Source organism: Enorma phocaeensis, from assembly GCF_016901575.1.
In the GTDB taxonomy this organism is placed as follows: Bacteria; Actinomycetota; Coriobacteriia; order Coriobacteriales; family Coriobacteriaceae; genus Limicola; species Limicola phocaeensis_A.
In genome coordinates, this window is record NZ_JACJKQ010000001.1 from 194,497 (window position 1) to 210,484 (window position 15,988).

Annotated in this window: 11 protein-coding genes and 1 tRNA gene; 6 read left to right on the forward strand and 6 right to left on the reverse strand. The window is 63.7% G+C overall.

Annotated elements, in window-relative coordinates; genetic code table 11:
* Nucleotides 1-13: 13 nt before the first annotated feature.
* The 6 genes from aroC to H6A15_RS00825 all read right to left on the reverse strand — a co-directional run bounded on the left by aroC (nt 14) and on the right by H6A15_RS00825 (nt 5,956).
* Nucleotides 14-1,162 (reverse strand): chorismate synthase, encoded by a 1,149-nt coding sequence (gene aroC / locus H6A15_RS00800; RefSeq protein WP_204671404.1) that lies wholly within the window; start codon nt 1,160-1,162, stop codon nt 14-16.
* Nucleotides 1,129-2,466 carry a 3-phosphoshikimate 1-carboxyvinyltransferase gene (gene aroA, locus H6A15_RS00805; protein ID WP_204671406.1) on the reverse strand — a complete coding sequence of 446 codons (1,338 nt, stop codon included), beginning with the start codon at nt 2,464-2,466 and terminating at the stop codon, nt 1,129-1,131. The genes aroC and aroA overlap by 34 nt, the downstream gene beginning before the upstream one ends.
* Complete coding sequence (gene aroB / locus H6A15_RS00810) at nt 2,463-3,560, reverse strand: 3-dehydroquinate synthase (RefSeq protein WP_239462230.1); 1,098 nt, start codon at nt 3,558-3,560, stop codon at nt 2,463-2,465. Before aroB ends, aroA begins: the two co-directional genes overlap by 4 nt.
* Before the next feature lie 18 nt (nt 3,561-3,578).
* On the reverse strand, nt 3,579-4,529 hold the full coding sequence (locus tag H6A15_RS00815) for a prephenate dehydrogenase (RefSeq protein ID WP_342635775.1): 951 nt from the start codon (nt 4,527-4,529) through the stop codon (nt 3,579-3,581).
* Nucleotides 4,530-4,541: 12 nt separating this feature from the next.
* Nucleotides 4,542-5,567, reverse strand: coding sequence for a 3-deoxy-7-phosphoheptulonate synthase (aroF, locus tag H6A15_RS00820; protein WP_204671408.1), 1,026 nt, complete (start codon nt 5,565-5,567; stop codon nt 4,542-4,544).
* 312 nt (nt 5,568-5,879) lie between these two features.
* Nucleotides 5,880-5,956: transfer RNA gene (locus H6A15_RS00825), tRNA-Arg, on the reverse strand.
* A gap of 209 nt (nt 5,957-6,165) precedes the next feature.
* On the opposite strand from H6A15_RS00825, the gene H6A15_RS00830 reads away from it, so the two are divergent.
* The 6 genes from H6A15_RS00830 to H6A15_RS00855 all read left to right on the forward strand — a co-directional run bounded on the left by H6A15_RS00830 (nt 6,166) and on the right by H6A15_RS00855 (nt 15,974).
* Nucleotides 6,166-8,955: an HAD-IC family P-type ATPase gene (locus H6A15_RS00830; protein ID WP_204671410.1), complete on the forward strand. Its 2,790-nt coding sequence runs from the start codon at nt 6,166-6,168 to the stop codon at nt 8,953-8,955.
* A 10-nt stretch (nt 8,956-8,965) separates the two neighbouring features.
* Nucleotides 8,966-11,620: an aconitate hydratase AcnA gene (gene acnA, locus H6A15_RS00835; RefSeq protein ID WP_204671412.1), complete on the forward strand. Its 2,655-nt coding sequence runs from the start codon at nt 8,966-8,968 to the stop codon at nt 11,618-11,620.
* Between the two features lie 31 nt (nt 11,621-11,651).
* Entirely contained in the window at nt 11,652-12,710 is a 1,059-nt protein-coding gene (locus H6A15_RS00840) for a zinc ribbon domain-containing protein (protein WP_204671414.1), read from the forward strand.
* A 93-nt stretch (nt 12,711-12,803) separates the two neighbouring features.
* The gene (locus H6A15_RS00845; RefSeq protein ID WP_204671416.1) at nt 12,804-13,349 is read left to right on the forward strand and encodes a peptidylprolyl isomerase; all 546 of its coding nucleotides are present in this window, start codon (nt 12,804-12,806) and stop codon (nt 13,347-13,349) included.
* Between the two features lie 21 nt (nt 13,350-13,370).
* Complete coding sequence (locus H6A15_RS00850) at nt 13,371-14,804, forward strand: tetratricopeptide repeat protein (RefSeq protein ID WP_204671418.1); 1,434 nt, start codon at nt 13,371-13,373, stop codon at nt 14,802-14,804.
* Nucleotides 14,805-14,942: 138 nt separating this feature from the next.
* The gene (locus H6A15_RS00855; protein ID WP_204671420.1) at nt 14,943-15,974 is read left to right on the forward strand and encodes a rod shape-determining protein; all 1,032 of its coding nucleotides are present in this window, start codon (nt 14,943-14,945) and stop codon (nt 15,972-15,974) included.
* The last annotated feature ends 14 nt before the right edge of the window (nt 15,975-15,988 follow it).

Sequence of the window (15,988 nt, forward strand, 5' to 3'; positions counted from 1 at the left end):
GGGCATCGGGACGTCACGCGCCCATAAATCGCTCGTTGCGATCTGCCTTCTCAAGCGGGGGCGCGACTTTGAAAGCGGCGTCCTCAAGCAGGGCGTCGAGCAGGGCGAGGGCGCAGGCGGCCTCTGCAACCGGAACGGCACGGGGCACGATGCAGGGGTCATGCCTGCCGCGCACCTTGAGCTCGGCGTCTTCATAGTCGTCAAGGTCGACGCTTTGCTGCGTCCGCCCAATGGATGCGGTGGGTTTCACCGCCATCTGCCACACGATGGGCATGCCCGTGGTGATGCCGCCCAGGATGCCTCCGGCACGGTTGGTGATGGGGCGGACCGCCCCGTCAACGATGCGGTACGGGTCGTTGTCCTCGCTTCCTTGCAGGTAGGCGGCAGCAAAACCCGCCCCAAAGTCCACGCCCTTGACGGCGGGAATCCCGAAGGCGATTCGGGCGATGCGGTTTTCGATGCCGTCGAACATGGGGTCGCCGATGCCTGCCGGCATGCCATAGGCGACACATTCGACGACGCCGCCGACGCTGTCGAGGTTGTTCTTCGCGGCCAGAATGGCCTCGTGCATGCGCGCGGCGGCGCCGGCGTCGATGCAGGGCAACTCATGTGCAAGAATGCCTGCAAGCTGGCCTTCGTCAAGATCCATGGGGTTCAGAGGCTCGTCGGGAATCCCCTCAGGGCCCAAGTTGGCTATATGGGCGGCAACGCGCACGCCTTGGGTGGCAAGGGCCTGGAGGGCAATGCCGCCCGCGATGCATAAGGGGGCGGTCAGGCGTCCGGAGAAATGGCCGCCGCCTGCAACGTCATGATAGTTGCGGTACTTAATGCGCGCAGGATAGTCGGCATGTCCCGGCCTCGGCACACGACGGAGCTCGGCGTAGTCTTGAGAGCGCGTGTTGGTGTTGCGGATGATCGCGGCGATGGGTGCGCCGTTGGTGTGGCCATCGGTGATGCCGGAAAGAAATTCGGGGCAATCGGCCTCTCGACGAGTGGTTGCGGTGTCGCTGCGTCCCGGCGCACGACGGTCTAGAAAGCGTTGGAGCTCCTGCTCGTCAACGGGAATGCCGGCGGGGATGCCGTCCAGGGTGCACCCGATGGCGTTTGAATGGGATTGACCGAATATGCCTAGATGCAGCACGTTGCCGTAGATTGATGCCACGAGCGACCCTCCTCAAAGCTGACCTGCCCGCCAAGCTGGCGGTAGTGGGTGAAGAAGAGCGGATAGGACTTGTTGACCGCCTCGGCCCCGCGAATCGTGACCTCTCCCGCGCAGCGGGTCGCAGCGATGGCTGCCATCATGGCGATGCGGTGGTCGTTATGGGCATCCACCTCACCGCCTTCCAGCTGCGGCTTGCCCCGCACCACAATGGAGTCCTCGTCGATGGATATATCGGCGCCGAGCCTAGAAAGCGTATCGGTGACGGTCGCCACGCGGTCAGACTCCTTCATGCGGAGCCGCTTACAGTCCCGGATGACGGTGGTGCCGTCGGCGAGCGCCGCGACGGCGGCGACGATCGGTACGAGGTCGGGGATATCCTGCGCGCTCATCTCGAAGCCGACGAGCTTGTCAGGCTGGATCGTCGCCGCGTCCGTAGAACGGCGGACGCCGGCGCCAAACCGCGAGAGGGCGGCAAGGATGTTGCGGTCTCCCTGGGCCGAGGTAAGCGAGAGCCCGTCCACGCAGACAGGGCTTCCTCCCATGGCTCCGGCGCAGAGCCAGAAGGCGGCGTTGGACCAGTCCCCTTCGACCTGAACCGTCCCCGGCGAGCGATAGACGACGTCGGGGACGGTGAAGAGCGTCCCCTGCGTGCCGTCTGCCAGGGCGATCCGCTCGGTCTCGATGCGCACTCCGAAGCTCTTGAGCACCTGTATGGTGAGGTTGACGTATGGCTTGCTCTCGATGCGGCCCGTGACAAGTATCTCGGTCAGATGGCCGAAGATGGGGGCAGCGAGCATGATGCCCGAGATGAACTGGGAGCTGACGTCTCCGGGAAGCTGGAACCTGCCCGGACGCATGCGTCCGTGGGTGCGGAGGGGGAACCCTCCGATTCCGTCAAAATCGCAGCCCGCCGCAAATAGTTCGTCGGTAAGCGCGGTGATGGGCCGCTGCCCCAGGCGTTCTGCTCCCGTGAATATCGCTTCGGACCCAAGCGCGCAGGCCACGGGCAGCATGAAGCGAAACGTCGAGCCAGACTCCTTGCAGTCAAGGGTGGGGGCGTGGGGGCGATCGGATTCTGCGGCGACAGGGGTGACCATGAATCCGTCGGCGACCGCCTCGACACGGGCGCCAAGCGCCTCGAGGCAGCCCGCCGTCGCTTCGATGTCGTCGCAGGTGGTGTTGCACAGGACGTGGGTGGGCCGGTCGGCAAGGGCTGCCGCGATGATGAGGCGGTGCGCGACGGACTTGGAAGCGATCGCGGGGACCGTTCCGGAAAGGGGCGCAGGCGTGATGCGGGCGATCATCGGTCTACCTCCGAGGCGGCAAGGGCGTCTTCAATCAGGGTGCGGAACTCTTCGAGCGGGGTTGTAACGATGACGCAGTCACCGATGGCGCGGGGGACGACGAGGTCGATGTGCCCTCCGCGCCGTTTCTTGTCGTGGAGGGCGGCCGCATAGAGCTCATCGGCTGTGAAGGTGCAGGCCGTGTCGAGGCCTGAGCGGCCGCAGAGGCTCTCGATGCGGATGGGGACTTCTTCGGAGCAGATGCCGTTGCGTGCGCACGCACGAGCGATCATCGTCATGCCCGCGGCGACGCAGGAGCCGTGTCCGCGCTGATAGCGGGAGCATGCCTCGATGGCATGGCCCATGCTGTGTCCAAAGTTCAGAAGTTTGCGCAGGTTGGATTCCCGCTCATCGGCTTCGACTACATTGCGCTTGATGGCTATGTTGCGCGCTACGATCGCCTCAACCGTGGAGAGGCTCTGCAGCAGCAATTCATAGGTAAGCGGCGCTTCTTCCAGCGCGCAGAAGAGCTCCGGGTCGGATATCACCCCGTGCTTGATGACCTCTCCGCAGCCGTCGGCAAACTGCTCGGGCGAGAGGGTGCCCAGGCATCCGATGTCGGCGAGGACGATCCAAGGCTGCCAGAAAGCTCCGGCCAGGTTCTTGCCGCCCTCCAGATCGATGGCGGTCTTGCCGCCTACCGAGGAATCGACCATGGCGAGCAGGCTCGTGGGCATCTGGGCAAGCTTGCAGCCGCGCATATAGGTCGCCGCCGCGAGGCCGGCGACATCGCCGACCACGCCGCCGCCAAGAGCAACCACCACGTCGTCGCGCGTGAGCTCTGTTGCGGCCAGGTATTCGAGGATGCCGATCAGGGTGTCGGCGCGCTTATGCTCCTCGCCTGCAGGAAAGGTATAGGTCGAGGCATCGTAGCCGGCCTCGGACAGGCTGCGTTCGACGATGCCGGCATAGAGCGGGCCGACGTTGGTGTCGGTGACCACGACCGCCTTCACGCCGCCGCATGCGGTGCGAATCATCTCTCCCGACAGTTCGAGCAGGCGGGTGCCTACATGGACTGTGTAGGGCCTGCCTGTGCTCACGCGTATGGTCTGCAAGGTCGTTGGTCCTTCCGTCTAGTGCCTGTTGTCATCATCGAGGGAGCGCTTGATGCGGTCGCCGTCGGCAAGCAGCATCCGAAGGCGATCCCGGTCTCCTGCATCGAGTGCTTCTCGATACGCGTCGAGGGCGCCTATGAGGCAGGTTATCTCTCGACTGAGGTTCTCGCCGTTGGCGCACATGAGCTCGGCCCACATGGGTGCGTTCAGGTGGGCGACGCGGGTGAGGTCGCGGTAGCTTCCTGCGGAAAACCCGTGATGAACGCGGGCGGTGGGGCTCTTGACATAGGCGTTGGAGACCACATGGGCCAGCTGGCTCGTAAACGCGATGACGGCGTCATGCTCTTCGGGGGTGGTGACGCTTACCGAGCCAAAGCCGGCGGGTTCAAGGAGCATGTTTGCCCTGTCTAGGAGCTGAAGTCGTTCTATGTCGCCGAGAGCCGGCGGCACGAGCACGAGGGGCGCCCCCACAAAGAGGTCGGCGCGCGCATGGGCGAAGCCCGAATGCTCGGTGCCCGCCATGGGGTGGGTGCCTAAAAAGGCGAAGCCGTGCTGCTCGGCAAGCGCAAAGGCCCGCTCGCATACCTGTCGCTTGATGCCGGCGGTATCGATGACGAGCGGGCCCGCGCCCTCGCGCGAGATTTCGCCAAGCAGCCCTGCATGGTCTTCCAGCCATGCGATGCAGGCGGCCGGATATGCCGCAAGCACGATGAGGTCGCAGCTGGCGATCGATGCCTGGTCGAGGACGCCGGAGACCGTCTCGACCCGAGCGGCGTCGAGCGTGTCCGCATCGGTATCCCAGGCGAGCACGTCCCAGCCGTGCGCGCGATAGGCGCGCGCAAAGCTGCCGCCGATAAGCCCCAGGCCCACGACGCCGACACGGCGTGGAATCGAATGCCCGGTCGGGGCTGGCTGGATGTCTCCGCCTCTCATGCGGTTCGTCTCAAGGCTATCCTGCTTGGGTTCCATTGGCGAGCGCTCCTATTCGGCTGCCGCTTCGGGCGCGATTGCCTCGCGGATGAGGGCGATGCGTCGCATGAGGTCGCAGAACTGGTCGGGCGTGAGCGCCTGGGCGCCGTCCGACCACGCGTGCGTCGGGTCGTCGTGGACCTCGATTTCGAGGCCGTCCGCCCCCGCGGCGGTCGCCGCGAGCGCCATCGGCTCGACATAGCGCGTGTAGCCGGTCGCATGGCTCGGGTCCGCCACGACGGGAAGGTGCGAAAGATAGTGGAGCACCGGCACGGCATTGAGGTCAAAGGTGTTGCGGGTGCGGGTCTCAAACGTGCGAATGCCGCGCTCGCAGAGAATCACGTTGTCGTTGCCTTCGCTCATGATGTATTCGGCGGCCATGAGCAGCTCGTCGATCGTGCCCGACATGCCACGCTTCAGCAGGACGGGGGTCTTCGTCTTGCCGACTTCCTTCAGGAGCGGGAAGTTCTGCGCGTTGCGCGCTCCGATCTGCATGACGTCGATCTTCTTTTCTAAGAAGACGTCGATATCGCGCGGGTCCATGATCTCGGTCACGATGGGCATCTTGAGCTCTTCGCGCGCCTCGCACAGAAGGTCGAGGCCCGCAGGTCCCATGCCCTGGTAGGCGTAAGGGGAGGTGCGGGGCTTGTATGCACCGCCACGAAGCATGGTGGCGCCCGCTTCTTTTACCTGTCGGGCGATGCGGATAAGATTCTCTCCCTCGACGGAGCAGGGGCCCGCGATAACCTGAAACTCGCCGGCGCCGATGTGCACGCCGAACCCGCAATCAATGCTTGAGTCGGCGGGGTGGAACTTTCGGTTCGCCTTCTTGAACGGCTCCGACACGCGTTGAACGCGTTCGACGATGTCCATGGACTCAAGGAGGAAGGGGTCGATCTTGGTGGTGTCTCCCACCAAGCCGATGACGATCTCGTTCTCGCCGTGTGAGACGTGCGTTTGGAGGCCCTTCTTCTCGATCCAGCCGATGAGGTGGTCGACGGCCTCGGGGGCAGCGTTTTTGCGAAGAATGGCGATCATATGGTCCTCCTAGACAGCAAGATGCTGGAGCTCTAACGGGTCAAGTGGATAGAGTGTATCCTAATCGACCGCGCGATTCATGCGCGCCGCGTCTGGATAACATTTCTTAACGCTTGGTGCGCTGATGGCTGGACGGCGCGGGCGAAAAAAAGATCCGGAGTCCACGTGCGCCCCATTCCTTATCGCCGGATACGGACTGTTCCACGCTACGGATGGTGCGTGCATCACTTCGAGCAGCATGGAAGCGCCGCCGACATGGGTGTTCCGATGATAAAAGCCCGGCGTCAAAAAGACGCCGGGCTCGGAACGGCCTGGTGTCCCATGCAGGATTCGAACCTGTGGCCTTCTGCTCCGGAGGCAGACGCTCTAATCCACTGAGCTAATGGGACGTGTTGCTTAGCCATTATACCCAAAACGTCTCGATGCGCCACAAAAAGCATGCGCTCCGCACAGGCGCCCGATAATCTGGGGGAAAGTGGGCGCTTCATGTCGCCTGGGGTGTCTATGCTGTTCCGCAGAGACGGTTTCTTTCGGGGTGTTTGGGGCATACTAACGTCTGTTGTGTTGAATGACAGCATTTGGTTTGGGGAGGTGCCGCATGGCATCGACGGAGGAAAGGCCGCAGACAGCGACGGCCGCCGGCGGGCCCGCACGCGGCTTGTCGTCTGCCGAGGTCGCCGATCGCATCGCCGCCGGCAAGGTGAACGTTAACATGGAGCTCAAGACGAAGTCGGTCCGCGAGCTTCTGCTTGAGAACCTGCTCACGCTCTTCAACCTGATCAACGTCATCCTCGCCGTTCTGGTCATCATCGCCGGCTCCTGGAAAAACCTTACCTTTCTCGCGATCGTTTTGCTCAATACGCTCATCGGCGTCGTTCAGTCGCTGAGATCGAAGCGCATGGTCGATAGGCTCACCCTGCTCGCCACCAAGAAAGCCACGGTTGTTCGCGATGGCTCCGAGGTGGAGCTCGACCTTGACCAGATCGTTCTCGACGACCTGGTCAAGCTGGGACGAGGCGACCAGATTCCCGCGGATGCGGAAGTCGTCACCGGCGAGGCCCAGGTGAATGAAAGCCTTCTCACCGGCGAGAGCAACTTGATCCGCAAGACGCCGGGCTCTCAGCTCATGAGCGGGAGCTTCATCGATTCTGGCATCGTCTATGCCCGCGTCGTCCATGTGGGTGCGGACAACTATGTGGCCAAGATCAACAACGAGGCAAAGTACGTCAAGAAGGTCAACTCCGAAATCATGAACTCGCTGAACGCAATCGTGCGCTTTGCAAGCGTGGTCATGGTGCCGCTGGGCCTCGCGCTGTTTTTCTCGAGCCTCAACGAGTCCTACATCCGCGCCGGCTCGCCGGATCCCGGCCTTGTGGGCTGGGCCATGGAAGAGCTTGGGCGCGGGCACGTGCCGTCGTCCGAGCTTCTTACCACGGTCGGTGCGCTGCTCGGCATGATTCCGCAGGGGCTTGTGCTGCTGACCTCGTCCGTCCTCGCCATCGCGACGATACGCCTGGCCCGCCGCCGCGTCCTCGCCCAACAGCTCTACTGCATCGAGACGCTTGCTCGCGTAGACGTTCTCTGCCTCGACAAGACCGGCACCATCACTTCGGGGCGCATGGAGGTCGAGGGCACCTATCCCGTCGCCGTCGATGGGGGGGAGGCGCGCTCGCTCGATGGCATCCCGAACGACGTGTCGGTGCTCGATTTCGCCCTTGCGAACATCGCGCGGGCGACTTCTGCCGACGCCAACGAGACGTGCAAGGCGTTGCTCGACCACTATGCCGATAGGAGCGTCCCCGTTGCCGACGCCCTCGCCGTCGTGCCGTTCTCCTCCGCCAAAAAGTGGAGCGGCGCCGCCTTCGACGCCGGTTCGTTTGTCATGGGTGCCGCACAATTCGTTCTCGAGCCGGATATCTATGCTTCGGTTGAGGCTCAGGTGGCCCGCCTTGCGGATACATGTCGCGTATTGGTCGTCGCGCGGGTCGACGGTTTTACCGACGAAGGCGAGATGATCGGCTCGGCACGTCCGGTGGGCTTTGTGACCATTCGCGACGAGATTCGCTCGTCTGCCGCCGAGACCATCGGATACTTCACCGAGCAGGGCGTGACCCTCAACGTGATTTCGGGCGATGACCCGCGTACCGTATCCTCGATCGCAAAGGTCGTTGGAGTCCCGGGTGCCGAGGCCTTTGTCGATGCAACGACCCTCGACACGCCCGCGAAGATCGACGCCGCAGTCGATCGCTACCACGTGTTTGGTCGTGTGACGCCTCAGCAGAAGCGCGAGCTCGTCCAGGCCCTCAAGCGCAGGGGGCATACCGTTGCCATGACGGGCGACGGCGTGAACGACGTTCTCGCGCTCAAGGAAGCCGACTGCTCGGTAGCAATGGCGGCCGGCTCCGACGCTGCGCGCAACGTCGCGGAGATCGTGCTGATTGACAACGATTTTGCCAGCATGCCGGCGGTGGTGGCAGAAGGGCGCCGCTCAATCAACAACCTGCAGCGCTCCGCAGCCCTCTTCCTTACGAAGACGTTGTTCTCTATGGGCCTGGCGGCAATCTGCATCGCCTTCCCGCCCTATCCCTTCCAGCCGATTCAGATGACCCTCATCAACTTCTTCTGCATCGGCTATCCCGGATTCGTGCTCGGCCTCGAGTCCAATCGGGCCCGCGTCGAGGGACGCTTCTTGACCAACGTGGTCAAGCGCGCGCTTCCCGCATCGCTCGCGGTCGTTGTCGCGGCATGTCTCAACATGGGCGGGAGTGCTCTGTTCGGGGCTGACGAGGCGACGTTGTCGACGATGTGCCTCATCTCGACGAGCTTTGTGGGGTGCTGCCTCATTTGGCGCATCTCCCAGCCCTTCACGCCGCTTCGGGTCGCCTTGCTCGCTTCCATCGTCGTCGGTCTTGTCGTAGGCATCTTTGGCTTTGCCGACTTCTTCTCGATTGCCCGTCTCGACCTTGCGACTGCCGTCTGGGTCGCGGCGACCTCGGCGTTGGGCGCGATGATCTTCTTCCAGCTTGCAGCCAAGATGGACCGGTCGCCCGAGCGTGTTACGCGCTCGGTCACCGGCTTCGGCCGCGGCGTGCGCGTCAAGCTCGGTCATGGCGGCAACGGCAGGGTTACCTCCACGGGGTCTGCTCCTCGCCGCGCGGTCATGAGGGCACGCGACGCGCTCGCGGGAAGGCGCGAGCGGCAAGCGCTCAAGCGCACGGAATCTCATGCCGCCCGTGCGGTGGACGCCAATGCTGCTGCCGGTGGAGCCGGCGGACGTTCGAGGGATTCGCGTCGAGCCTCTGTTACGAAATCAGCGCAGGGCATAAAAGTCACCGTCCCGCGACGCAAACGCGATAGCATGAAAGGCCGCAACGCAAGTTCGTCATGAGGGGATAGCCATGAACGGGCCGTATGAGACCGCTGCCGTTCGACCGATCGACGTCGACGGTCAGTCTTTCATCATCCATCCACTCGACCAAATTCCCGATGCCCAGCGCCTTCCCATTTCGTTGCGCATCTTGCTCGAGAACGTTTTGCGACGTCTAGGTCATACCCCGGCAGGTGACGCCATGGCGCGGCGCATCGTGCGAGCCGGGCTTGCCGGCAAGCCTGGTGAGGAGATCGAGTTCATGCCCTCGCGCGTGCTCTTTCAGGATTTCACCGGCGTTCCCGTCTTCGTCGACTTTGCCGCCATGCGTGACGCCGCGCGCGATCGGGGCGCCGATCCATCGCGCGTGAATCCCCAGATACCCTGCGTGCTGGTCGTGGACCATTCGGTCACCGCGGACATCTCGTCTTGTGCTGATGCGGCGAGGGAGAACGCCCGCATCGAGGCAGGGCGCAATGCCGAGCGGTTTGCGTTCCTCAAATGGGCGTCCTCGAGCTTTGAAAACGTCCGCATCGTGCCGCCGGGGGTCGGCATCTGCCATCAGCTCAATATCGAGAGGTTCTGTGACGTCGTCATGACCTCGCAGGGGGAGGGCGATCTTCCTGAGCTGTATTTTGACTCCCTGGTTGGCACCGATTCCCATACGCCTACCGCCAACGGCATGGGCGTGCTCGGGTGGGGCGTAGGTGGCATCGAGGCCGAGGCCGCAGCCCTGGGGCAGCCAATCACCATGACGGTTCCGCCCGTCATAGGCGTCCGATTGACAGGCGAGTTGGGGCCTGGCGTCACCGCCATGGATGTTGCCCTCACGTTTGCCGAGACCTTGCGCGGCGCCGGCGTCGTAGGTTCTCTGGTCGAGTGCTTCGGTGACGGAGTCGCGTCGCTGAGCGTCACGCAGCGCGCAACCATCGCAAACATGTCGCCCGAATATGGCTGCACCGCCACGCTGTTCCCGCCCGATGAGCGCGTTCTCGAGCAGATGGATGTCTTTGGCCGGGAGCACGGCGTGCGCGCCGTCGCCGAGGCCTATCTGGATGCCCAGGGCATCTTGGGCTATGACCCCGAGGACGTCGTATATGCTCGCGTCATAGATGTCGACCTTTCGGCCGTGAAGCCGTCGCTGGCGGGACCCTCTCGCCCTCACGACCGCGTGGACATCGGAAACCTCAAAGGCCGCTTCCGTGACACGCTCGCATCCCATGGCCGGAATCCCGGCGAGGCATTCTCGGCCCATCTTCGTGACGGCGACGCGAAGGTCGCGCATGGCGCAATCGCCATCGCCGCCATTACCAGCTGCACCACCGCAACCGATCCTGCCATGATGCTCGCAGCAGGGCTCGTGGCCAGGCGCGCTTGCGAGCTCGGGTGCGTCGCGCGTCCGTGGGTCAAGCGCATCTTTGCGCCCGGGTCGCATGCCACGACGGACATCCTGGCCCGTGCGGGTTTGATCGAACCGCTCGCGAGCCTCGGCTTCTCGGTGTGCGGCTGGGGCTGCATGAGCTGCATCGGCAATTCGGGACCCGTCCTTCCCGGCATGCATGAGATCGCTGCCGACTGCGAGCTTGCGAGCGTGCTTTCGGGCAACCGCAACTTCGAGGGGCGCATCTCGCCCGACGTCGTCCAGAACTATCTCTGCGCCCCCGCGCTCGTGGTTGCCTACGCGCTTGCGGGGACCGTTGATATCGACCTCGAGACGGATCCGGTGTGTGACGGAGCGAGCGGGCCGGTATATCTTCGCGACCTGCTTCCAAGCGTCCAGGAACTCGACCGGCTGTACCGCGACGTCGTGACACCCGACGTATACGCCGCCGGCGAGGACGGGCTCTTCTCGGGAAGCGAGGCCTGGACTGGGCTGCAGGCCCCTGAAGGCGAGGCGTTTGTGTGGGATGATGCGTCGACCTACGTGCGCAGGCCTCCTTATTTCGACGACGTCAAGCGGCTGGGCGCCCAGGGAATCACGGGGGCGCGGGCGCTCGTGAGCCTGGGGGACTTCATCACAACCGATCACATTTCTCCCGCCGGCGCGATCCCCGGGGATTCCCCTGCAGCCGACTATCTGCGCAGCCATGGCGTTGCCGATGCCGACTTCAACTCCTTCGGGTCTCGCCGCGGCAACCATGAGGTCATGATGCGCGGCACGTTTGCCAACGTTCGTCTGCAGAACCTGCTTGTTCCGGGAGTCGCGGGGGGCTGGACGCGCGACCTTGTCACGGGAGAGCGCACGTCGATATTCGATGCCGCCATGTCGGCCCGCAGCGCGCAAATCCCCCTCATCGTTCTCGCGGGACGGATGTACGGTTCCGGATCCTCGCGAGACTGGGCCGCCAAGGGACCGGCGCTGCTCGGGGTCCGAGCCGTCATCGCCGAGAGCTTTGAGCGCATCCATCGCTCGAACCTCATCGGCATGGGAATCATCCCGCTCGAATTCGTCGAAGGCGAGTCTGCCGCCTCGCTCGGGCTTGATGGCGAAGAGGCCTTTGATATCGAACCCGTGGATTTTTCCGCAGGGCTCCCCAGTCCGTCATATGCTTTGGTGCATGCCCGCAAGCGCGACGGAAGCGTGATCGATTTCTCCGTAAGGGTTCGAGTCGACACGCCTACCGAGGGGCTCTATCTCCATCACGGCGGCATCCTTCCGCATGTGCTGGACGCGCTCATCAACTAAGTTGGCCTGACTTTGCGAGGAAGAGAAGCTTGTGATCTGTCCCCACTGCCTAGAGACCATAGATGACGGCTGCACGGTGTGTCCCAACTGCGGCGGGCTCACCACATCGGGCGCCAGCGTCGGCTTCGTGTTCTGCGACGGATGCGGCGCCCGTCTCTCCCCGCATGACCGGACGTGTCCCAAGTGCGGTCGCCCCGCGCCGGGCATTCTCTCCACCGAGGCCTCGGCGAGCGATCTTGCTGCAGGGCGCACGGCTAGCTTTCCAAGGCTTACCTCTGACGCCATTGAGACCGAGCGCCCCCAGCAAAACGCTTCGGCGCAATCGGTGCTCTCCGATTCGCTCGACCCGTCGGCAACGACGGTGATTCCCGCGCTTGACGACAAGCCCAAGAAAGACCCCTATCATCGCGGCTTTAAACCATCGCGTGGGCTGATCGCGGGCGTTCTCACCGTCGCGGTGATCGCGGGCGGCGCCGCGTTTGTCACGCAGGACCCGCTCGGCGTCATGCCCGGGTTTTATGAATGGGTGAGGACGTCGGCGCGCGAGACGTTCCCCAGCCGGCAGCTTCCAGAGAGCGGTTCGGTGCCGCAGGGGAGCTCTGACGAGAGGGGAGACACCGAGACCCTCGAGGACTCCACGCTCGGCGACGCCGAGGCTCTCGAGCGCCTGCAGGATCTTTATGACCAGGTGGTCTCGTTCAACGACGCCGATCGGCTCGGCGAGGTGATCGACACCTTCAACGGGTCATACCTGCTCTCAGACCTCTCTGCTCGCGAAGAGGCCTCGAAGAGCGCCTACGAGCTTCGCGACAGCGTCCAGGGCGTCATCGACGAGCTTGACGGCATGAAGCTGGCCGATGGGTCTGCCTATACGGAAGACCTTGACCATGTTCGCCAGCTCGCCACGTGGATGTATGAGCGCGTTGACGTGATCTGCGACTGCTGGGACATCTCTTTGTCCTACAGCACGGGGTCCGATGCGCGCGACCATCAAAACGATATCTTGCAGCCGTTGCGAGAAGCCGGCTCGACGGCACGCGAGCTCTTTGACCAATACGTCTCCGCATGGGCTCCATCGGAGCGCTCTTAGTGTCAAGCCTGTAATGCCGCAAGCGGTATGAGTGGTGCATCCTGCCTGTTCTTGCTAGAATTGATGCGATTGCATACTTGAGGAAGGACGCCCATGTTCGGTTTTGGCAGAGAACTCTACACACCCGAGTTTCCCGTCCAGGGGGACGAGGTCGCGGTGATCGACACCACCAAGGGGACGATTCGCGTTCGGCTTGATGCCGACGGCGCGCCCATCCATGTCGCGAACTTCTGCGAGCTGGCCATCATGGGCTTCTATGACGGCATCAAGTTCCATCGCTATGTTCCCGGCTTTGTGATCCAGGGTGGAGACCCCAACACGCGCGACATGACGCCCGAGGACGTCGTAGCCGGAAAACCCGGTCCAGACGGCATGCCTGGAACCGGTGGGCCCGGCTATTGCATCAAGGCCGAGTTTGCGACCAACCCCCGCAACAGCCATGTTGACGGCGCGCTCGCCATGGCGCGCTCCCAGCATCCTGACTCTGCCGGCTCCCAGTTCTATTTCTGCTTGGGTCCACAGCACGCGCTCGACTCGGGCTATACCGTGTTCGGCACCACTATCGAGGGCCTCGACGTCATCGGCGCGCTGCGTGTGGGCGATGAGATTCGCCATGTCGAGATCGTACATGAGGCATAGACGTCATTTGTTGGAGGATACGTGAACGCTCAGCTGCTTGACCAGGCCCGCGCCGCCTATCGTGCGGGCGACTACACCACCGCCGCCCAGATGTTCGCAGCGGTGAAAGATCCCTCCGAGGTTCGAGGCGAGGTTGACCATCTTCGTGGCAACGCGCTCATGAAGCTCGGGCTGTGGAATGACGCCGCTGCCGCCTATGCGCTTGCTCTCGAGGATGCCTCATATGGCAAGAAGGGCGCCTTGCTGACCAACCAGGGCAAGGCGTATGCCGCCGCCGGCGACCACGACGCGGCCGTCCGCAGCTTCACCGAGGCGATGAAGGACACCACCTACGCAACTCCCTACAAGGCCTATCTCGGCATGGGCGGGTCCCTGATTGCGCTCGGCCGCGTCGCCGAGGCCGGAACCGCCTATCGTCAGGCCGCCATCGATGGGGCCAATCCCGCACCGGCGGGCGCGCTCGCTCAGCTCGGCTCCTGCTTCATCAAGCTCGGACGCCCCGGCGACGCCATCGAGTCCTATCGCACCGCGCTCGATTTCGCCACGCCGCGCGACGACACCCGCTCCATCAACGCGGGGCTCGGACAGGCCCTGAGCGCCGCCGGCCGTTTCAGCGAGGCGGTGGATGCGTTCACCACGGCGACCTCGGATGGCATCTATCAGCTCACGCCCGAGCAGAATGCCGACCTCGCTCGCGCTCAAGACGCCCTCGATAAGGCTTCGGCCCAGCGCGCCATGGCAGCCACCGAGTCGGCGGGCGTTCCTGACAAGATCGATCCCCTCGACCCGCTCGGCAAGTCCGGCGCCTTCATGCCCGACCCTTCGGACACCGGCTTCTTCACGCTTTCCGAATCCGAGATGATTCAGCAGGACAAGCGCGAGATGAAGGTGCGCCGTCGTCACCGCCACCTTGGACTCAAGATCTTCCTCGTGATTCTCCTCCTGCTTGTCATCGCGGCGGCCGGCCTTGGCTTTGCCTACACGCGCGGCCTCGGATTCCCGTCGCAGCAGGATACGCTGACGGGGCTCTTCCAAGCGGTGTCGAGCGGCGAGGACACCGACCAGTATCTCGCGTCCGCGCTCACGGATGACGCCAAGGCGATCCTCGTATCGTCAATCCCCGCCGACGCGACCCCCACAATCGATTCCATGGACCAGTCCATGACGGAGAGCACGGCCAACGTCTCGGTGCAGCTCTCGCGCGGCGGCACCATGACCTACCGGGTCTCGTTCGTTCGCGCCGACAACCACATCGGCTGGGTCGTGAGCAACGTGTCCGTCGACTTGGGCGGCGACAGCTCGGCGACCGATACGCAGAGTGATTCGGGCAGCGACTCGACGTCTGACCTCTCGTCCTCCCTGGAGTCCGACACCTCTGTGGATTCCAGCCTCGACGCAGAGACCGATTCAGACGCCTCCTCGAGTGCGTCCGCTGACGACGCGTCTTCCGAGTAGGTAGCCACGCATATGGAGTTTGCGGCAAGTCCCGGGATGTGACCCTCCCGGGACGTCGCCGTACACTACACTTGGACCATTGCGTCTAGTAGCAGCAGATCCGATTTGTGAGTTCTGGGAGCTGTCTTGTTTTCTTTGATGGATATGTTGTTCGGTCAGTATGGCGGAGACCTTGCCATTGACCTGGGCACTGCGAACACGTTGGTCTCGGTGCGCGGGAAGGGCATCGTCATCCGTGAGCCCTCCGTGGTCGCTATCGATAAAAACGACGAGCGTATCCTTGCTGTCGGCATCGAGGCCAAGCGCATGCTCGGCCGCACCCCTGGCAACATCGTCGCCGTTCGCCCGCTTAAGGACGGCGTCATCGCCGATTTCGATGTGACCGAGGCGATGCTTCGATACTTCATCGACAAGGCGTCTGAGAAGCGTTACCCCTGGACCCCGCGCCCCCGCGTGGTCGTCTGCGTGCCCTCGGGTGTCACCTCCGTCGAGAAGCGCGCCGTCTTCGAGGCCACCATCCAGGCCGGTGCTCGTCAGGCGTACCTCATTGAGGAGCCCATGGCCGCAGCCATCGGCGCCGACTTGCCGGTCGAGGAGCCCACGGGCTCCATGGTCGTCGACATCGGCGGCGGCACCACCGAGGTCGCCGTCATCGCCATGGGCGGCATCGTGGTCTCTCAGTCGATTCGCATTGCTGGCGACGAATTCGACCAGGCTATTCTGGCCCATGTCCGCGACGCCTACAATCTCGCCATCGGAGAGCGCACCGCTGAGGACATCAAGATCAAGGTCGGTTCCGCCGTTCCGCTGAAGGACGAGCTCGATGTCGAGGTCAACGGTCGCGACGTCATCACCGGCCTTCCGAAGACGGTGCGCATCGAGAGCGAGGAGATCCGCCGCGCGCTTCAAAAGCCGCTCGACGAGATGACGAAGGCGGTCAAGGACGCCCTCGATGCCACGCCTCCCGACCTGGCATCTGACCTTATGTACTACGGCATCCTGCTGACTGGCGGCGGTGCCCTGTTGCGCGGTCTCGACGTGCGTCTGCGCGATGAGACCGGCGTATCGGTGAACGTGAGCCCCACGGCGCTCGACAACGTGGTCAACGGCTGCGCTCGTGTGCTCGAGGCCAACGCCTTCGATGGCGGATTCGTACAAAGCAACGCGTAAAGGTAGGTTCGGTC

Excerpts from the sequence above, each read along its gene's own strand:
- acnA (WP_204671412.1), top strand. The coding sequence starts at position 8,966 with ATGAACGGGCCGTATGAGACCGCTGCCGTTCGACCGATCGACGTCGAC.
- aroA (WP_204671406.1), bottom strand. The coding sequence starts at position 2,466 with ATGATCGCCCGCATCACGCCTGCGCCCCTTTCCGGAACGGTCCCCGCG.
- H6A15_RS00815 (WP_342635775.1), bottom strand. The coding sequence starts at position 4,529 with ATGGAACCCAAGCAGGATAGCCTTGAGACGAACCGCATGAGAGGCGGA.
- H6A15_RS00855 (WP_204671420.1), top strand. The coding sequence starts at position 14,943 with ATGGATATGTTGTTCGGTCAGTATGGCGGAGACCTTGCCATTGACCTG.
- H6A15_RS00845 (WP_204671416.1), top strand. The coding sequence starts at position 12,804 with ATGTTCGGTTTTGGCAGAGAACTCTACACACCCGAGTTTCCCGTCCAG.
- aroF (WP_204671408.1), bottom strand. The coding sequence starts at position 5,567 with ATGATCGCCATTCTTCGCAAAAACGCTGCCCCCGAGGCCGTCGACCAC.
- H6A15_RS00830 (WP_204671410.1), top strand. The coding sequence starts at position 6,166 with ATGGCATCGACGGAGGAAAGGCCGCAGACAGCGACGGCCGCCGGCGGG.